General features: G+C 42.9%; 15 protein-coding genes and 1 riboswitch. Of the genes, 4 read left to right on the top strand and 11 right to left on the bottom strand.

The window, feature by feature from the left end; translation table 11 throughout:
• Positions 1–80 precede the first annotated feature (80 nt).
• Positions 81–356, bottom strand: a complete 276-nt coding sequence (locus ACP7A0_RS05640; RefSeq protein WP_034665376.1) for a YtzC family protein — start codon at positions 354–356, stop codon at positions 81–83.
• A gap of 152 nt (positions 357–508) precedes the next feature.
• Here ACP7A0_RS05640 and ACP7A0_RS05635 point away from each other — a divergent pair, with 152 nt between their 5' ends.
• Complete coding sequence (locus ACP7A0_RS05635) at positions 509–1,474, top strand: TIGR01212 family radical SAM protein (protein ID WP_003217704.1); 966 nt, start codon at positions 509–511, stop codon at positions 1,472–1,474.
• Positions 1,471–2,046, top strand: coding sequence for a class I SAM-dependent methyltransferase (locus tag ACP7A0_RS05630; RefSeq protein WP_426004511.1), 576 nt, complete (start codon positions 1,471–1,473; stop codon positions 2,044–2,046). Before ACP7A0_RS05635 ends, ACP7A0_RS05630 begins: the two co-directional genes overlap by 4 nt.
• Before the next feature lie 215 nt (positions 2,047–2,261).
• Here the strand turns inward: ACP7A0_RS05630 and ACP7A0_RS05625 are convergent, their stop codons facing one another.
• Positions 2,262–3,341, bottom strand: a complete 1,080-nt coding sequence (locus ACP7A0_RS05625) for a tetraprenyl-beta-curcumene synthase family protein (protein WP_060597057.1) — start codon at positions 3,339–3,341, stop codon at positions 2,262–2,264.
• Positions 3,342–3,371: 30 nt separating this feature from the next.
• On the bottom strand, positions 3,372–4,151 hold the full coding sequence (locus ACP7A0_RS05620; protein ID WP_034665364.1) for an alpha/beta hydrolase: 780 nt from the start codon (positions 4,149–4,151) through the stop codon (positions 3,372–3,374).
• Positions 4,152–4,196: 45 nt separating this feature from the next.
• Between ACP7A0_RS05620 and ACP7A0_RS05615 the strand changes: the two genes are divergently transcribed.
• Positions 4,197–4,712, top strand: coding sequence for a gamma carbonic anhydrase family protein (locus ACP7A0_RS05615; protein ID WP_375566174.1), 516 nt, complete (start codon positions 4,197–4,199; stop codon positions 4,710–4,712).
• A gap of 142 nt (positions 4,713–4,854) precedes the next feature.
• On the opposite strand, the gene asnB is transcribed toward ACP7A0_RS05615, so the two are convergent.
• Together asnB and metK are read right to left on the bottom strand one after the other, a co-directional pair.
• On the bottom strand, positions 4,855–6,753 hold the full coding sequence (asnB, locus tag ACP7A0_RS05610) for an asparagine synthase (glutamine-hydrolyzing) (protein WP_375566176.1): 1,899 nt from the start codon (positions 6,751–6,753) through the stop codon (positions 4,855–4,857).
• Positions 6,754–6,901: 148 nt separating this feature from the next.
• On the bottom strand, positions 6,902–8,104 hold the full coding sequence (metK, locus tag ACP7A0_RS05605; protein WP_066030513.1) for a methionine adenosyltransferase: 1,203 nt from the start codon (positions 8,102–8,104) through the stop codon (positions 6,902–6,904).
• 195 nt (positions 8,105–8,299) lie between these two features.
• Positions 8,300–8,434: riboswitch (SAM riboswitch) on the bottom strand.
• 227 nt (positions 8,435–8,661) lie between these two features.
• On the opposite strand from metK, the gene pckA reads away from it, so the two are divergent.
• On the top strand, positions 8,662–10,248 hold the full coding sequence (gene pckA / locus ACP7A0_RS05600) for a phosphoenolpyruvate carboxykinase (ATP) (protein ID WP_060597059.1): 1,587 nt from the start codon (positions 8,662–8,664) through the stop codon (positions 10,246–10,248).
• 45 nt (positions 10,249–10,293) lie between these two features.
• On the opposite strand, the gene ACP7A0_RS05595 is transcribed toward pckA, so the two are convergent.
• From ACP7A0_RS05595 to ACP7A0_RS05570, 6 genes are read right to left on the bottom strand one after another with little or no spacing between them, the layout of a single operon-like run.
• Entirely contained in the window at positions 10,294–10,536 is a 243-nt protein-coding gene (locus tag ACP7A0_RS05595; protein WP_003217584.1) for a DUF2584 domain-containing protein, read from the bottom strand.
• Positions 10,537–10,575: 39 nt separating this feature from the next.
• A complete protein-coding gene (locus tag ACP7A0_RS05590; protein WP_060597060.1) occupies positions 10,576–11,370 on the bottom strand; it encodes an alpha/beta hydrolase family protein in 795 nt (264 codons plus the stop codon).
• Between the two features lie 31 nt (positions 11,371–11,401).
• Positions 11,402–12,880 carry a phytoene desaturase family protein gene (locus ACP7A0_RS05585; RefSeq protein ID WP_426004506.1) on the bottom strand — a complete coding sequence of 493 codons (1,479 nt, stop codon included), beginning with the start codon at positions 12,878–12,880 and terminating at the stop codon, positions 11,402–11,404.
• Positions 12,877–14,004, bottom strand: a complete 1,128-nt coding sequence (locus ACP7A0_RS05580) for a glycosyltransferase (RefSeq protein ID WP_106156478.1) — start codon at positions 14,002–14,004, stop codon at positions 12,877–12,879. Before ACP7A0_RS05580 ends, ACP7A0_RS05585 begins: the two co-directional genes overlap by 4 nt.
• Positions 13,989–14,735: a lysophospholipid acyltransferase family protein gene (locus tag ACP7A0_RS05575; protein WP_375566181.1), complete on the bottom strand. Its 747-nt coding sequence runs from the start codon at positions 14,733–14,735 to the stop codon at positions 13,989–13,991. Before ACP7A0_RS05575 ends, ACP7A0_RS05580 begins: the two co-directional genes overlap by 16 nt.
• On the bottom strand, positions 14,704–15,432 hold the full coding sequence (locus tag ACP7A0_RS05570; RefSeq protein WP_375566182.1) for a carotenoid biosynthesis protein: 729 nt from the start codon (positions 15,430–15,432) through the stop codon (positions 14,704–14,706). The genes ACP7A0_RS05575 and ACP7A0_RS05570 overlap by 32 nt, the downstream gene beginning before the upstream one ends.
• Between the last annotated feature and the right edge of the window lie 165 nt (positions 15,433–15,597).

Below are 15,597 nucleotides of genomic sequence, written 5' to 3'. Positions count from 1 at the left end.
ACACAATAAAGACACTCAGCCAAAAAGTCAATAGCCTTTTAAAAAATAAAAAACAGACCCTTAAAAAAAGGATCTGTTCATCATTCGTTGTCGTAAGAAATACCTAAAATCATTTGATTTTGCAAGCTTTGAATTTGAACACGCGCCCTGTCTAATCGCTCTCTTTGCTGATCATTGGCGACATCTTTTAATTTTTCTAATTCGTTCACCGCATCTTCAAGCATAAGCTGCGCCTTAGAAAATTCGTCCTCATTATAATGCTCTTGGCGTAAGTTCAAATCAAATTGCTCATTTGCAAACTCAAGGGTTTCAGTACTTTTTTGGATAAATTCATCGATCGACTGCCTTGTTGCCATCTTGCATTCCCTCCATTTCATCATTGCTCCCGCCTATTTTGCCCACGTAAAGCTTTTTCACTAAAGAAAATGTTGGACAGATTCAATTGTCCTCCTTCATGATTTTTGTTAAACTTTAAGGATGCCTATTATTACGCAAGGAGGTTACTGACTTGGATCAGCATAACCCTTTTTTATATTCAAACAGCGAAAAACGCTATCACACATGGAACTATCATTTGCGAGAGCACTTTGGTCATAAAGTATTTAAAGTGGCCTTAGACGGCGGCTTTGACTGCCCAAACCGTGATGGTACTGTAGCCCACGGAGGCTGTACATTTTGCAGTGCAGCTGGGTCTGGTGATTTTGCAGGAAACCGGGCTGATGATCTCATCACTCAATTTAACGAAATCAAAGACCGGATGCACACAAAATGGAAAGACGGAAAATATATGGCGTATTTTCAAGCGTATACAAACACACACGCCCCGCTTCCTGTTCTAAAAGAAAAATTTGAAACCGTCATGAATCTGGATGGAGTGGTTGGTTTATCTATTGCGACAAGACCTGACTGCCTGCCAGATGACGTGGTGGAGTATTTAGCCGAATTAAATGAGCGCACTTATCTTTGGGTAGAGCTTGGTCTTCAAACGGTTCATGAACGTACAGCGATGCTCATTAACCGTGCCCATGATTATGAATGCTACGTAGAAGGTGTAGAAAAACTGCGAAAACACGGAATTCGTGTCTGCTCGCATATCATCAACGGACTGCCTCTAGAAAACCGGGACATGATGATGGAAACAGCAAAAGCTGTCGCAGATTTAGATGTGCAAGGAATTAAAATTCATTTACTTCACCTTTTAAAAGGAACCCCAATGGTCAAGCAATACGAAAAAGGCAAATTGGAGTTTCTAAGCCAGGAAGAATATGTTCAGCTTGTTTGTGATCAACTGGAGATCCTGCCGCCAGAAATGATTATTCACCGCATTACAGGGGATGGCCCAATTGAATTAATGGTTGGTCCGATGTGGAGTGTAAACAAGTGGGAAGTACTAAATGCCATTAATGCTGAGCTCGAAAGACGTAACAGCTACCAAGGCAAACGTTTCGTCAGATTGGAAGAAGCAGCCAAATGATTTTGAAACGCATGCTCCCTTTTAGTAAAGAGCTGTTAGAACGGGCTTGTCAAAAAGGCGATGTCGTCATTGATGCAACGATGGGAAATGGCCATGATACACTCTATTTAGCTGATCTTGTAGGTCATGATGGACAAGTTTTCGCATTCGACGTACAAGAGGAAGCCCTACAGCAGACGAGAAAAAGGCTTGGCGAGGGATATCCTTACGTTCATCTGATCCACGATGGGCATGAAAAACTGGCTCATCACCTGCCAAAGGATGTTTATGGACATATTTCTGGTGCGGTGTTTAACCTTGGGTACCTGCCCGGAGGCGATAAAGCCGTCACCACTCAGGCTCATACAACCATCGAAGCCATCGAGCAGCTCCTCGACTGGCTTAAACCCGGCGGTCTGATCGTCCTTGTGATTTACCATGGACACTCCGAAGGAAAAAGAGAAAAAGAAGTACTTCTTGACTATTGCAGATCACTTCCTCATGAAGAGGCACAAGTTTTATCATATCAATACATGAATATTCAAAACGACCCGCCTTTTGTGGTCGCCATTGAAAAAAAGCTCAAATCCTAATGATCTGAGCTCAGATTATTGACAAAGGGCTAAAATGATTTTTATTTTAGCCCTTTGTCTTCTTTCAGCGTGATAGAAAACCTTTGCAGTCTAGGAAGAACGAGCACCGGAACGGAGCGAATTTGACATTCGTGAGTACCGGCGCACAGGACTGACAAAGAATGCGAGGGTTTGTCTGCGCGCTGAAGCTCAAATCCTAATGGATTTGAGCTTTTTTATGAGGATTTCATCCAAGGCATTTTCTGATAGGTCCGGTAAGCTCTTCCGTTGATATAGAAAAAGAATGATGTTTTCCCGCTTGATTTGATCAGCCGTTTTGCCAGCTTATTCATCTCTTTTTGGGCTGTCACTTTTTCATCGGACAAATAGACTGCCAGTAACCCTCTGTTAATCAATTTGTGAAAGTTTTCGTGCGGAATGCCTTTCAGCTGCTCATCCGCTTTTTCAATAAAATGCTGAAGTCTATCCATCATCTCATGATGAGAAGCATAGTAGGAGCAAAAGTTCAGATCTCCCCCAAGCCGGTCTTCTTCTTGGTCAATTAAATAATCAAGTAAAATGTGCAGACCTTGGATATAAGGGAAATAGCTTTCGTAAATTTGCTTCGCCTGCTTTTCTGTAAAATCCGGCTGCAGCGCATACGCCACAAGACAGAAAATCCCTAACGTTGATCCTGCACAAGCTGAAAATTCATACCATTCCATCTTAGGCAAATCCTTTTCATACTGGCGAAACCACGATTCTAGCCGCGGGACCCGCTCATGAGGAACGACGTGTTTATGTACTTGCAAATCACTGTAGTAATCACACAGCGTGTGTAAATATGGCTGAATGATTGGATAATGCTCAAGGCGCGTAAGCACGTCTTGACATGTGCGGACAAGCGCATGTAAATACCCATGATCCTCTTGATCATCACGGAATTGATAGTAAGGCTTGAGCTCAGCATGAATATCAAGCGCATCTCTCATCGCTTGATGCAGCATATGAAAATCTTTTGGATCCAGCGACGTGCTGCGGTCACATAGGTTATCTAAGTAATCACTGATGGTTTGATACGCCACAATGAATTCAATACACGTTTCTTTCGCCTCACCTGCTAGAAGAGATAAAATGCCTCCGCCTTCACAGTGAAAGGTTTTACTGGATATGCTCGCTAGTGCCTGCGTTCGCAGTTCTTCATTTTCAATCATTTCTGCATGAGCCCGCCACTTTTTCAGCTCCTGATGAACAAGCGGAAAAATATCTTTATACACCTTTGTCATCAGTGCAAAAGGACGCTCTGGTACTGACAAATCAATCCACCCCCAACTTAAAGCTCACCATCAAATATATTGATCTGTAAAGGCTCTTGCTGCCTTAAACACATCTTCTCTTTCCGGTTCATTAAAAATTTCGTGATACAGTTCTTCCCATTCACGGTATGATTTATTGGTTGATTCAATGCCATTGAACCATTTGATCACCCTCGTTTTATCCACGATCTTATCATCGCCCGCCTGCATTAAAAGGAGCGGAATCGATTTAAAGACATTCGTTGGCTGCATGGCCGCATCAATATTTTTGATCAGCTCTCGGTACCAGCGAACCGACACCTTTGTTACGTAAAGAGAATCATTTGAGTCTGCCTCAATCACAGCCTGATTCCGTGTGGCTAGTTCAATCGACAGCCCTGACTCGACTTTAAAGGACGGTGCCAGCACATTTAGACCTTTTGATGCAAAATCCATTAGCTTCTTCGGTTTAAATTGCAGACCTAAACAAGGTGATGATAAAATAAGGCCATCAATCTTCGTATGGGTATACTGCTTGATCCACTCAATTGAAATGAGTCCACCCATACTGTGTCCAAGTAAAAAAGTAGGAAGCCTGAATGATTTCGCATGTTCGATCCATTCATCTATTGTATCAATGTATTCCTGAAACGAGCGAATGTGGCCGCGCGCACGTGTCGATGTCCCTTGCCCAGGGAGGTCACCCATAACGACGTGATAGCCTGCATTTCGCCACATTTCGATCAGCCATTTATATCGGCCGTGATATTCACTCGCACCATGTACAATTACAATTGTACCAACTGGTCTTTCAGCATGCCAAGTCCACAAAGTAAACACCTCACAAATGTTGTATTAAGAAAGGAAGTCGAAAAAGTGATTTATCCATATCATCAGTTTACACCTGAGATTCATGAATCGGTCTTTGTCGCAGATAACGTCACCATTACTGGTGATGTCACGATTGGAGAATATTCGAGCGTGTGGTTTCAAACCGTCATCAGAGGCGATGTCGCTCCTGTGAGAATTGGAAAAAACGTCAATATTCAAGATTTATCCTGTCTGCATCAAAGTCCTGGAAAAACACTTCTTATAGAAGATGGTGCTACCATTGGACACCAAGTCACATTACATAGCTCAATCATTCGAAAAAATGCCCTCATTGGTATGGGGTCCATCATTCTCGATGGTGCAGAAATTGGCGAAGGTGCCTTTATCGGTGCAGGTAGTCTTGTCCCTCAAGGAAAGGTTATTCCAAAAGGATCACTCGCTTTTGGCCGTCCAGCCAAGGTCGTCCGTCAGTTAACAAATGAAGATATCCAAGACATGGACAGAATCCGTAGAGAATATGTAGAAAAAGGACAATACTATCGTTCCCTTTTATCCCGTTAACATCATACGTGTATCTTCACTTTATCATGTTTTTTTCAGGATATTAAGCAATAACTATGAACCGCTTGTTATTTTACCCTTTTCCACTGCTTTCTATCATGACAAAAAAGGTTTTCAGCACAAAGCTGAAAACCTTTTTTCATTAACTAAAGATGACTTCTTTCGGTTGATGATTCAACTGCTCTGGATCAATGCTGCGCTCCACATAAATGTTGTGCCAAATCATAAAGATGAGGACGGTCCAAATCTTACGGCTATGATCTGCTTTGCCAGCACAATGCTCATTTAATAAATCAAGCACATATTGCTTGTTAATGTATTCATCTGTTTGACTGTTTTTGATGATGTCTTTCGCCCAAGCATTCATCTCATTTTTCAGCCAATGACGAATTGGCACAGGGAAACCAAGCTTTTTACGGTTTAACACATGGTCAGGCACAATGCCCTCTGCTGCTTTACGCAATAAATATTTCGTTGTGCCATCTTTTGTTTTCAGCTCTTCTGGAATTTTAGAAGCCGCTTCAAAAACGACCTTATCAAGGAATGGAACACGAAGCTCAAGAGAATTCGCCATCGTCATCTTGTCTGCTTTCAGTAAGATGTCTCCGCGCATCCACGTATGAATATCAACATATTGCATTTTGTTAATATCACTGTAGCCTGCGCTTTCCTCGAAGTATGTCTTCGTTACGTCACGATACGTGATGCTTGGATCATAATGTTTTAAGAGATTTTTCTTCACTGGCTCTTCAAAGATTTTCGCATTACCGATATAACGTTCCTCTAATGGCGTACAGCCGCGAACGATAAAGCTCTTCCCTTTCATTCCTTCTGGCATTAATCGCGCCAGACGAAGAAGAAGCTTTTTCAGCATAGATGGTACAGATTCAAATGGTTTAAGAGAAAGAGGCTCACGGTAAATATTATATCCGCCGAACAGCTCGTCCGCTCCCTCACCTGAAAGAACAACCGTCACTTGTTTCTTCGCTTCTTTTGCCACAAAATACAATGGAATCGCCGCCGGATCAGCTAAAGGATCGTCTAAATGCCAGACAATCTTCGGAAGCTCGTTCATATATTCCTCTGGAGAAATAACGGCACTGAAGTTTTGTAAGCCTAGCTTATCAGCTGTTTCCTTCGCGACATCGACTTCACTAAAGCCATCCTGCTGGAAGCCAACAGAGAATGTCTTCAGCTCAGGGTGTAATTCCTTTGCGACAGACACGATGAAGGAAGAATCAATACCACCTGATAGGAATGAACCAACAGGTACATCACTTCTCATGTGAACTTTCACAGAATCATAGATTGCATCGCGTACTTCTTCTATTAATTTCTGTTCTTGTGTTTGTTCAGGCTTGAATTGAACCTTCCAGTATGTCTTAAATTCGATCTCCTGTCCTGGGCGTAAAATAAACTGATGACCAGGCTCAACTTTGTGCACCTTTTGATCAAGTGTATTTGGCTCAGGAACGAACTGGAACGACATGTACTGCTGCAATGAAGTCTCATCAAATAAAATGTTCTCGTTCACAGCCATTAAGCTTTTGCGTTCAGACGCAAAGTACACTTGCTCATCCATTTGTGTAAAATAAAGCGGTTTGATGCCAAAAGGATCTCTCGCGCCATATAATTGCTGCGCTTCTTTATCCCAAATTAAAAATGCAAACATGCCGCGAAGTTTAGAAGCCGCCTCTTCTTTATAATGACGGTATGTGGCAAGCAGTACTTCCGTATCAGAATCTGTGCTGAACGTATAGCCCTTTTTCACAAGCTCTTCCTTCAGCTCCACATAGTTATAAATTTCTCCGTTGAAAATAATCCAATACTTTTCATCTTCATAAGAAAGCGGCTGCTTTCCGTGCTCAACATCTATAATACTTAAACGTCTAAATCCAAATCCTACATGCTCGTCATGAAAGTAACCCTCATCATCGGGACCACGGTGAACGATGAGACGATTCATTTGTTTAATTAACTCTTCCTGCTCAGTAGTTTCGGACAATGGACGGTGATTAAATACACCAACAAACCCACACATATTATTGCCTCCACGTTATGTTATTTCTTAAAAGTAGACCTATAATTAGACAGTATTTTGTCCGATTTTGTTTCACATTTTTTCACTTTTTGTAGAATTTTTTTTAATCAAAAGGAAAACCGCTTAAAATAAGCGGTTTTCTATGTTGTTATTGTCCTAATGCTTCTTTACGAAGTGTATCGGCTTTATCCGTTTTTTCCCACGGAAGATCTAAATCATGACGGCCGAAATGTCCGTATGCAGCTGTTTGTTTATAGATCGGACGACGCAGGTCAAGCATTTTAATAATGCCAGCTGGACGAAGATCAAAGTTCGCACGAACCACTTCAATTAATTTTTCTTCAGAAGCTTTTCCTGTTCCGAATGTATCAATTGAAATCGATACAGGCTGCGCAACACCAATTGCATAAGCAAGTTGTACTTCACAAGAATCTGCAAGACCGGCAGCTACAATGTTTTTCGCTACGTAACGAGCGGCGTATGCCGCAGAACGGTCAACCTTTGTTGCGTCCTTCCCAGAGAAAGCACCGCCGCCATGACGAGCGTACCCGCCATACGTATCAACGATGATTTTACGTCCAGTTAAACCAGCATCTCCTTGAGGTCCGCCGATGACGAAACGGCCTGTTGGGTTAATAAAGTATTTTGTCTCTTCGTCAATGAGTTCGCTTGGAACCACAGGGCGGATGACATGCTCTTTTAAGTCGCTTTGAATTTGTTCAAGCGTCACTTCTGGTGCATGCTGCGTAGAAATAACCACTGTGTCAATACGAACAGGTTTATTTTGCTCATCATATTCTACTGTTACTTGTGTTTTTCCGTCTGGACGAAGATAGGCAAGTGTTTGATCCTTGCGCACTTCAGTTAAACGGAGAGATAATTTATGCGCTAGTGAAATCGGCAGCGGCATAAGCTCTTCGGTTTCGTTGTTGGCAAAACCAAACATCAATCCTTGGTCACCTGCACCGATCGCATCAAGTTCTTCTTCAGTCATTGTTCCTTCACGTGCTTCAAGCGCTTTGTCTACACCTTGCGCAATATCAGCAGACTGTTCATCAATGGATGTGAGCACTGCACATGTTTCCGCATCAAAACCATATTTCGCTCGTGTGTAGCCAATTTCCTTAATCGTGTCACGCACCGTCTTTGGAATATCGACATAAGTAGACGTTGTAATTTCTCCGCTTACTAATACGAGACCCGTTGTAACAGAAGTTTCACAGGCAACACGTGCATTTGGATCTTTCTTTAAAATTTCATCCAAAATGCTGTCTGAAATTTGATCACAGATTTTATCCGGATGTCCTTCTGTTACTGATTCTGAAGTAAATAAACGACGATTTTGACTCATAATGGCTATTTCCTCCTGTACAAGACCACATCATCCCAAGATGAGGCCTCCAATATGATACGGAACTCGTTCCCTCTTATATTTGAAAACGTTTCTATTAGAGATGTTATTGGCAATTTGTTCATATGATATCCCAAAAATAAAAAAACCATTTCCTTCATTGCGAGGAAAGGGTCTGAGATCGCATGCCTTTCACTCTTATCGCTCAAGGTGTTCTTGTACCTTGCATCAGGTTAGCACCTTGGTTTCTCAGCATATTCATGCCTTTTTCACAAGAAACCGGTTGCTGGGCTTCATCGGGCCTGTCCCTCCACCAACTCGGGATAAGAGTATCCGTTCAATAAGATATCTTATCTCAAACCCTTGCATCATGTCAATGCTTCATCAGAATTATCTCCCCTCTTTTTTTACCTCACCCTTAGCATCACCAAAAAGCATATTTTCATAGCAGAAATGAAAAAACACACACAAAAATATTTAAATAGTATAGACTATTATTATCAATGTGTTATACTAATCGAAACAAACAAATTCAACGGTAAAGGAAGGGTTTTTTTATGAACTCAGTGGATTTAAAAGAAGATTTGCAGTCATTGTTCTCATTAGAAAATACGCACCAAAATTTATCTGTTCCGAAACTTGTTGAAAAGATTTTGGCACGTGATGAAGGCGTCTTAACATCAACAGGAGCTGTCCGCGCTACAACTGGTGCCTACACAGGACGTTCGCCTAAAGATAAATTTATCGTCAAAGAAGAAAGCTCTGAACATAAAATTGATTGGGGTCAAGTCAACCAGCCGATCTCTAAAGAAGCATTTGACCGTTTATATACAAAGGTTGTGTCATACTTAAAAGAACGTGATGAACTATTCGTCTTTGAAGGATTTGCCGGCGCTGATGAAAGATACCGTATGCCAATTACAGTGGTAAACGAATTTGCATGGCACAATCTCTTTGCAAAGCAGCTGTTCATCAGACCTGACGGATCCACACCTTCTTCAAACGAAAAACCGTTCACCATCTTATCTGCACCGCACTTTAAAGCAGATCCTGAAACAGATGGCACAAACTCTGAAACGTTTATTATCGTTTCTTTTGAAAAACGCACCATTCTGATCGGTGGTACAGAATATGCAGGAGAGATGAAAAAGTCCATTTTCTCTGTCATGAATTACCTGCTTCCTGAGCAAGATATTTTATCCATGCACTGCTCAGCAAACGTCGGTCAAGAAGGCGATGTCGCATTATTCTTCGGCCTTTCAGGTACTGGGAAAACGACGCTTTCTGCAAGCGCAAGCCGCAAGCTGATCGGTGACGATGAACACGGCTGGTCTGGCTCAGGAGTCTTCAATATTGAGGGCGGATGCTATGCGAAATGTGTGAACTTAAGCGAAGAAAAAGAACCGCAAATCTACAAAGCCATCAGCTTCGGATCAGTTCTTGAAAATGTTGTGCTTGATGAAGAAACACGTGAAGCGGATTATGATGACACATTCTTCACTGAAAACACACGCGCTGCTTACCCAATCGAAATGATTGATAACATCGTGAAGCCAAGTATCGCAGGACATCCTTCTGCCATTGTCTTCTTAACAGCTGATGCATTTGGCGTTTTACCTCCAATCAGCCGTTTAACAAAGGAACAGGCGATGTACCATTTCTTGAGCGGTTACACAAGTAAATTAGCAGGAACTGAGCGTGGTGTCACATCACCAGAAACGACATTCTCTACTTGCTTCGGTTCACCGTTCTTGCCGCTTCCAGCTCACGTCTATGCTGAAATGCTTGGCAAAAAAATTGATGAGCACGGCGCAAAAGTATTCCTTGTGAATACAGGCTGGACTGGCGGAGGCTATGGTACAGGCAAACGCATGAATCTAGCGCATACTAGAGCAATGGTGCAGGCAGCGATCGAAGGTGACCTCGACAACGCCGAAATGATCACTGATGACATCTTTGGATTACACATCCCGCTTCATATTCCTGGCGTACCAGATGAAGTGCTTCAACCTTCTAAAACATGGGATGACCAAGAGGCTTATCAAGAAAAAGCACACTTCCTTGCCAATGAATTTAAAAAGAACTTCCAAAAATTCAGCCACGCAGCAAGTGACATTGAAGCCAAAGGCGGACCACGCGTATAATCAAATGACAAAAGCTGAGGGGAATCATTCCCTCAGCTTTTTTTGTTAGTTCGTTGAATGCAGGGACACAAGACGGTAAGTCACTTTTGTGACATTGTCTGTAAGCTCCAGCTTTTCAACGTGTGCTGTCCCTGTTTTTTCTCCGTCTTTCGTTTTACGCACCTCAAGCGGAATATTTAATGGATAAATGCGGTACCCTTCCTTCATGAGCTCAAATACATTTTCTTCAATTCTTGTCTCTTTTCCCTTCGTGACAATCATTGTATTAAATTCAACAGGCATTCCCATATTGAAAATCCCCCTACTTTCTAAATTTCGTTATACTGCTTATTTTACCACATTTCCGCTTTTCCGGCTGTGCATCCATGTCGTCAGCCTTCTGACAATTTCCCGATTATGCTGCGGTGGGAAATAATGGTTGTATCCGTGAAAATACCAAGTCTCCACTGACTTTCCGTGCTGGCGCAGCGCATCTTCTAATAAATACGCATGCTCAATCGATACATTCTGATCCTCTTCTCCGTGGATGATGAGAACAGGCGCTTCAATTTTGTCCACATCATTTAAAGGCGTTCTGTCCTCATAGGCCTCTGGCACCTTGTGCGGGGGACCGCCAATCACACGCTTCATCATTCTTCTCATATCCACACGCTCTTCGTAGGTGAGCTTCATATCACTGACGCCTCCCCATGTCACAAAGGAAGCCGCCTCTTGTTTCATTTCAACAGCGGTCCAAATGCCCATTATCCCTCCGCGCGAAAAACCAAAGATATGAATACGATCCTGCTTCACCTTTTTGTGGTGCTTTAACAATTGAAAGGCAGCAAAAGCATCTTTCCGGTCCTCACCGGCAAAATCTTCGTTCCCTTCGCCTCCCTGATTTCCTCGGTAAAAGGGAGCAAATACGACAAAGCCCTGCGCTGCAAATTGCACAATCCGGCCTGGTCTCACCATCCCCACATTTTTAATGCCGCCTCGTAAATACAAAAAGCCGTCATAGAAACCTTCTCCGGCCGGTTCAGCGAGCAGCCCTTTGATCCGAAGCCCATCTGCCTCATAGGTCACTGTAAATAAGTGAATATGCGGATGGGGGGACGGAAACCTTCTTTTTTCCACAATCACTTGATTTCTCTCCTTTTCATCTGTTCTTACGTCAAGTGCTTAAAATGATCGCTTCTGCGACGAGCTGGCCTGATTTTGTCACCATCGGCGTGCCGCCGCCTGGATGAGTTGTTCCTCCAACAAACCAAAGCCCTTCAATGTCCTTTGACTGATTATTGATTCGGAAGAACGCCTGCTTGAACGAGTTGGAAGACATGCCATAAATGGCGCCATGATATGCTCCTGTTTTCTGCTGCAGATCAAGCGGAGTTTGAACCGCTTCATATTCGGCAACCTTATCCATATCAAAGAGACCCTTTTCCTTTAATTTTGTTTTCAAATGCTGCCGATACGTCTCCTTTAGCATGCCCCAATCTTGCTCTTTTGTCACATAAGGCGCATTCGTCAGTACAAAAAGGTTGCTTCTTCCCTGTCCTCCGCTTAAAGCTGGTTCTGAATGACCTGAATAACATATGTAAAGCGTTGGATCCTGAGGCAGTTGTTTTTTCTGAAAAATATCTTTGAATTCTTGCTCATAATTCTCTGGGAAAAACACATTGTGATGGGACAGCTGTTCATAGACTTTAGGTACACCTAATAAGAGAACAAAGCCAGATAATGACGGTTCAATATTAGCCAGCTTTTGATTTAAAAAGCTCGGGCGGTTTTTTTCATCTATGAGATAGCGGTAGACAGTCAGCGCGTCCGCCCCTGCAATGACTTGATCTGCTTCATACATCTGCTGAGCCGTCTCTACTCCTTTGATTCGCCGGTCCTTCACATGAATCTTGTTGACTTGTTCATTGAGGTGAATCTGCACGCCTAATTCCTTTGCCAAAGTCTCAAATGCTTCAACTAAACGATATGTACCGCCCTTTATTCCATAAATCCCTTTCTCCCCTTCTAAATACGCCATCATATTAAAAATAGCCGGTGCCTCATAGGGAGAAGAGCCGATGTATGTAGCATACCGTCCAAACATCGCCAATGTATGCGGATGACGGAAATATTGACGCAGCAGGCGTTGAACGGATGTAAACGGTTTGACTGAGAGAAGTGCTTTCATGAGCTTTACATCCGCCTTATCCTTCCACGTCAATAACAAACGATTTAAAAACTGCTCCTCAGCCTTTTGAAAAAGCATCTTTGATTCCTGTAAAAATGCACGGTATTGCTTCGCATCTTCAGGACTGAATGCTGCAATTTGAGATTCCATTTGCTCAATATTGGGCGTAAATTCGACCGTATGTCCATCTGAAAAAACGTTTTTGGTCAGGGGAGAAATCGGATAAAATGTGACGTAATCCTCCATCCGTCTATGACAGGAAGCAAACACTTCCTCAAAGTATGACTTCATTGTAATGGTACTCGGTCCTAGATCAAAAGAGTAGCCAGCTCCCTGATGGCGCTGCAATTTCCCGCCTAAAGCCGCTTCTTTTTCTAATATGGTGACCTGAACCCCTCGTGACTGCAAGCGGATCGCTGCTGATAATCCGCCAAGCCCGCCGCCGATGATGATCACTTTTTTCATTCGTACCTTCTCCCTTTCCATTCATACCCTTCTTTTTTCAGCGCGATTTTCATAGAAGCAAGGCCAATGGCGATCAAACTTAAAATGCTGACCGGCAATAAAAAGGCCATTGCAGATGTTCTCCCGTTCTCGATATCAATTGCCGCTTTGATCGACACACCCATCCCATAGCAAAGAATGGCTATGCATATACTGAGCACATCAAGCTGCAGCAATGCCATCATCAAACAAATGACAGGAGCCAAATAAAGCAGGGTGTATAAACAAAAGACACTGCTTAATAAAGCAATGCTTCGATTGACACCTGGGAACAAATTTTTCCGGTAGCCTTCCCAAACCTCTTGTCCACTCTCATACATTCTCATATACACAAATGGATGAATGCTTGCAAGTGTGAACGGAAAGCCTTTTTCCTTCACTCGTCTAGCCAAGGCCATATCATCCACTAGCGAATTCTTAATCGCTTCATGCCCGCCGATGTCGTGATAGCAATTCTTTTCAATGGCAATAAAGCCTCCATGTGCTGCGGCAAAAGCGGGGTTCCTTGAATTCCTTACCCACTTCACTGGCAGATGACAGCCTATGGTAAACATCATCATGGGAACCACAAGATGCTCAAAGAATGTACCTGTTTTTTGTTCTGGGAAGCCTGACAGCATGCCCGTATTTTGCGTGCATACCTGCTGATACACTGCTTCAATTGCCCCTCTTTTTAACCGGACATCCGCATCTAAAAATAGCAGCCAATCAGAAGCTGCTGCCTCAGCGAGCTGAGAACAGGCAAATGATTTACCTAGCCAGCCTTGCTTTAACGCTTGGCCTGACTGGACACGAATCCACGGATACGCTTCTGCAAAGCGCTCCACAATCGCTCTTGTCTGATCTGTCGAATGATCATCAAGAACAATGAGCTCTTTCGGATAAAGACGTTGATCAACGATCGACTGAAGACAGGCTTCTATCCGCTTCTCCTCATTTCTAGCCGGAATCAGTATCGATAACGAAATGGGTTCATCTGGCGAAAAAGAAGCGGACTTTATCACGGGAAACTGCTTCATATTCCATATGGTGAACATAAACTGACAAAGCAGCAACACACTGATCACGGTTAAGAAGAGCGCCATGTTTTCACCCACTTTTTAAAAGAATCAAACGCATCACTTGTTGACTGACTTGTCCTTGTCATCTGTTTAAATTCTTCGTTTAATGAAAGATCAGGATCAGCGATGACCTGCGCTTGATGTCGGTTTAACTGCGTTTCAAGCAGATCTCCAAGCATACGCGTCACGTCCTTGCTTCGTAGTGCCCCGCCAGATACTAAGGCATCTTCGCCGAACACAACAGAAACTGTCGGCTTTTGAAATTGATTAAATGTATACTGCAAGGTCACAGGCTTCACCACGACCTTCTCAAATTGCTTCACTAAAAAAGAAGCCCCTCCTTCCAGTTCAAGCGGCCGCATATCCTGATGCATAATTTTCCCCTGTGGAAAAAGCCATACAGCCCCGCCAGCCTGCATGTTCTCTCTTGCTGTCATCAATGCTTGTTTGACACTTTTCAGGTTCTCTTTATGAACCGGAAACGCTCCAAGCTTACGGAAAAAAGCATATTGCTTCAGCTGCTTCTCTTCCATCATCATGTAGTGATCAAGTTCAGACGCTTTTTCTGTTAAAAGAAAAATGATCAGTCCATCCCACCATGAGCTATGATTGGCGAGATAAAGAACAGGCAGCTTCTCCTTCGGGTCCACCGAGCCTTTCATCATCACACAGCGGAAATGCTTATGGAGTAAATACCGCTCAAGATAAAGTAAAAATATACGTCTAAACGATCGGCTTTTGTCGCTTTCTTTCAAATCGAACCCTTCCTTCACACAAAATGACAATGATCAGTGCTAAATAAAAAATGACATCGAGTCCGCCCTCTAATGCCAAAAGACCAAAAAAGAACACCATCGCCTGATAAATACGGCTCGTCCAGCTGAATGCCTTTTGATCAATTGAAACAAGCGGGAAAAGAAATGAAAGTCCTGCTCCAATCATACCCCAGCTCATAAAATTCTCAAAAGGAATACCATAAAACCCACCGCCGTCATACCACACCCAAAACTTCCGCTCAGCTGCTACTGGATCTAATATGAGGTCAAGCAAGACAATCCATATCCCCGTTTCGACGGCTCGTCTACACTTTGACTGCTGACTGGATAAAAAAAGGCTGTTTAAAAACACGCCAACCCATGCAAACGCAATGGTTAAGGGCACCCCTGCCACTAGAAAACCTAATGTCGGATAATAGTCATAGGCCCCGAATGGAAACCCCGTTGTGATACCTACCCACTCGACCGTAAATGTAAGCACCCCAACAATGGCTGCCCTTTTGATCACAAGCCCCCATGAGCCATAAATATGTCGCCCAATCTCTATGACGCAGCAGGCATACAGTACAAGAAAGATTCCGTTTGCAAACTGAAGCCATGCTGGCACTTCAAAAAAGACCATTAAGATAAGACCTACTAAATACCATCCAACAAATACCCAACTCGCTTTATACACGAAACCGCTCCTTTATTTCTGCCAAATTCAAGAAAGCATTCATTCCCCTAGTATAGAAAAAAAGACGCGTTCTATAAATAAACAATGCGCTTCTTATTTTCATCTAGGCACTCACCAAAAATCCCTTTTCACATACTTTAATAGTGATCTAGAACAAAGGAGGCG

It is taken from the genome of Bacillus sp. DWP3-1 (assembly GCF_049896565.1).
Lineage (GTDB): Bacteria > Bacillota > Bacilli > Bacillales > Bacillaceae > Bacillus.
Note: the sequence above shows the minus strand (reverse complement) of the source record. Positions and strands in the feature narration are given on the sequence as shown.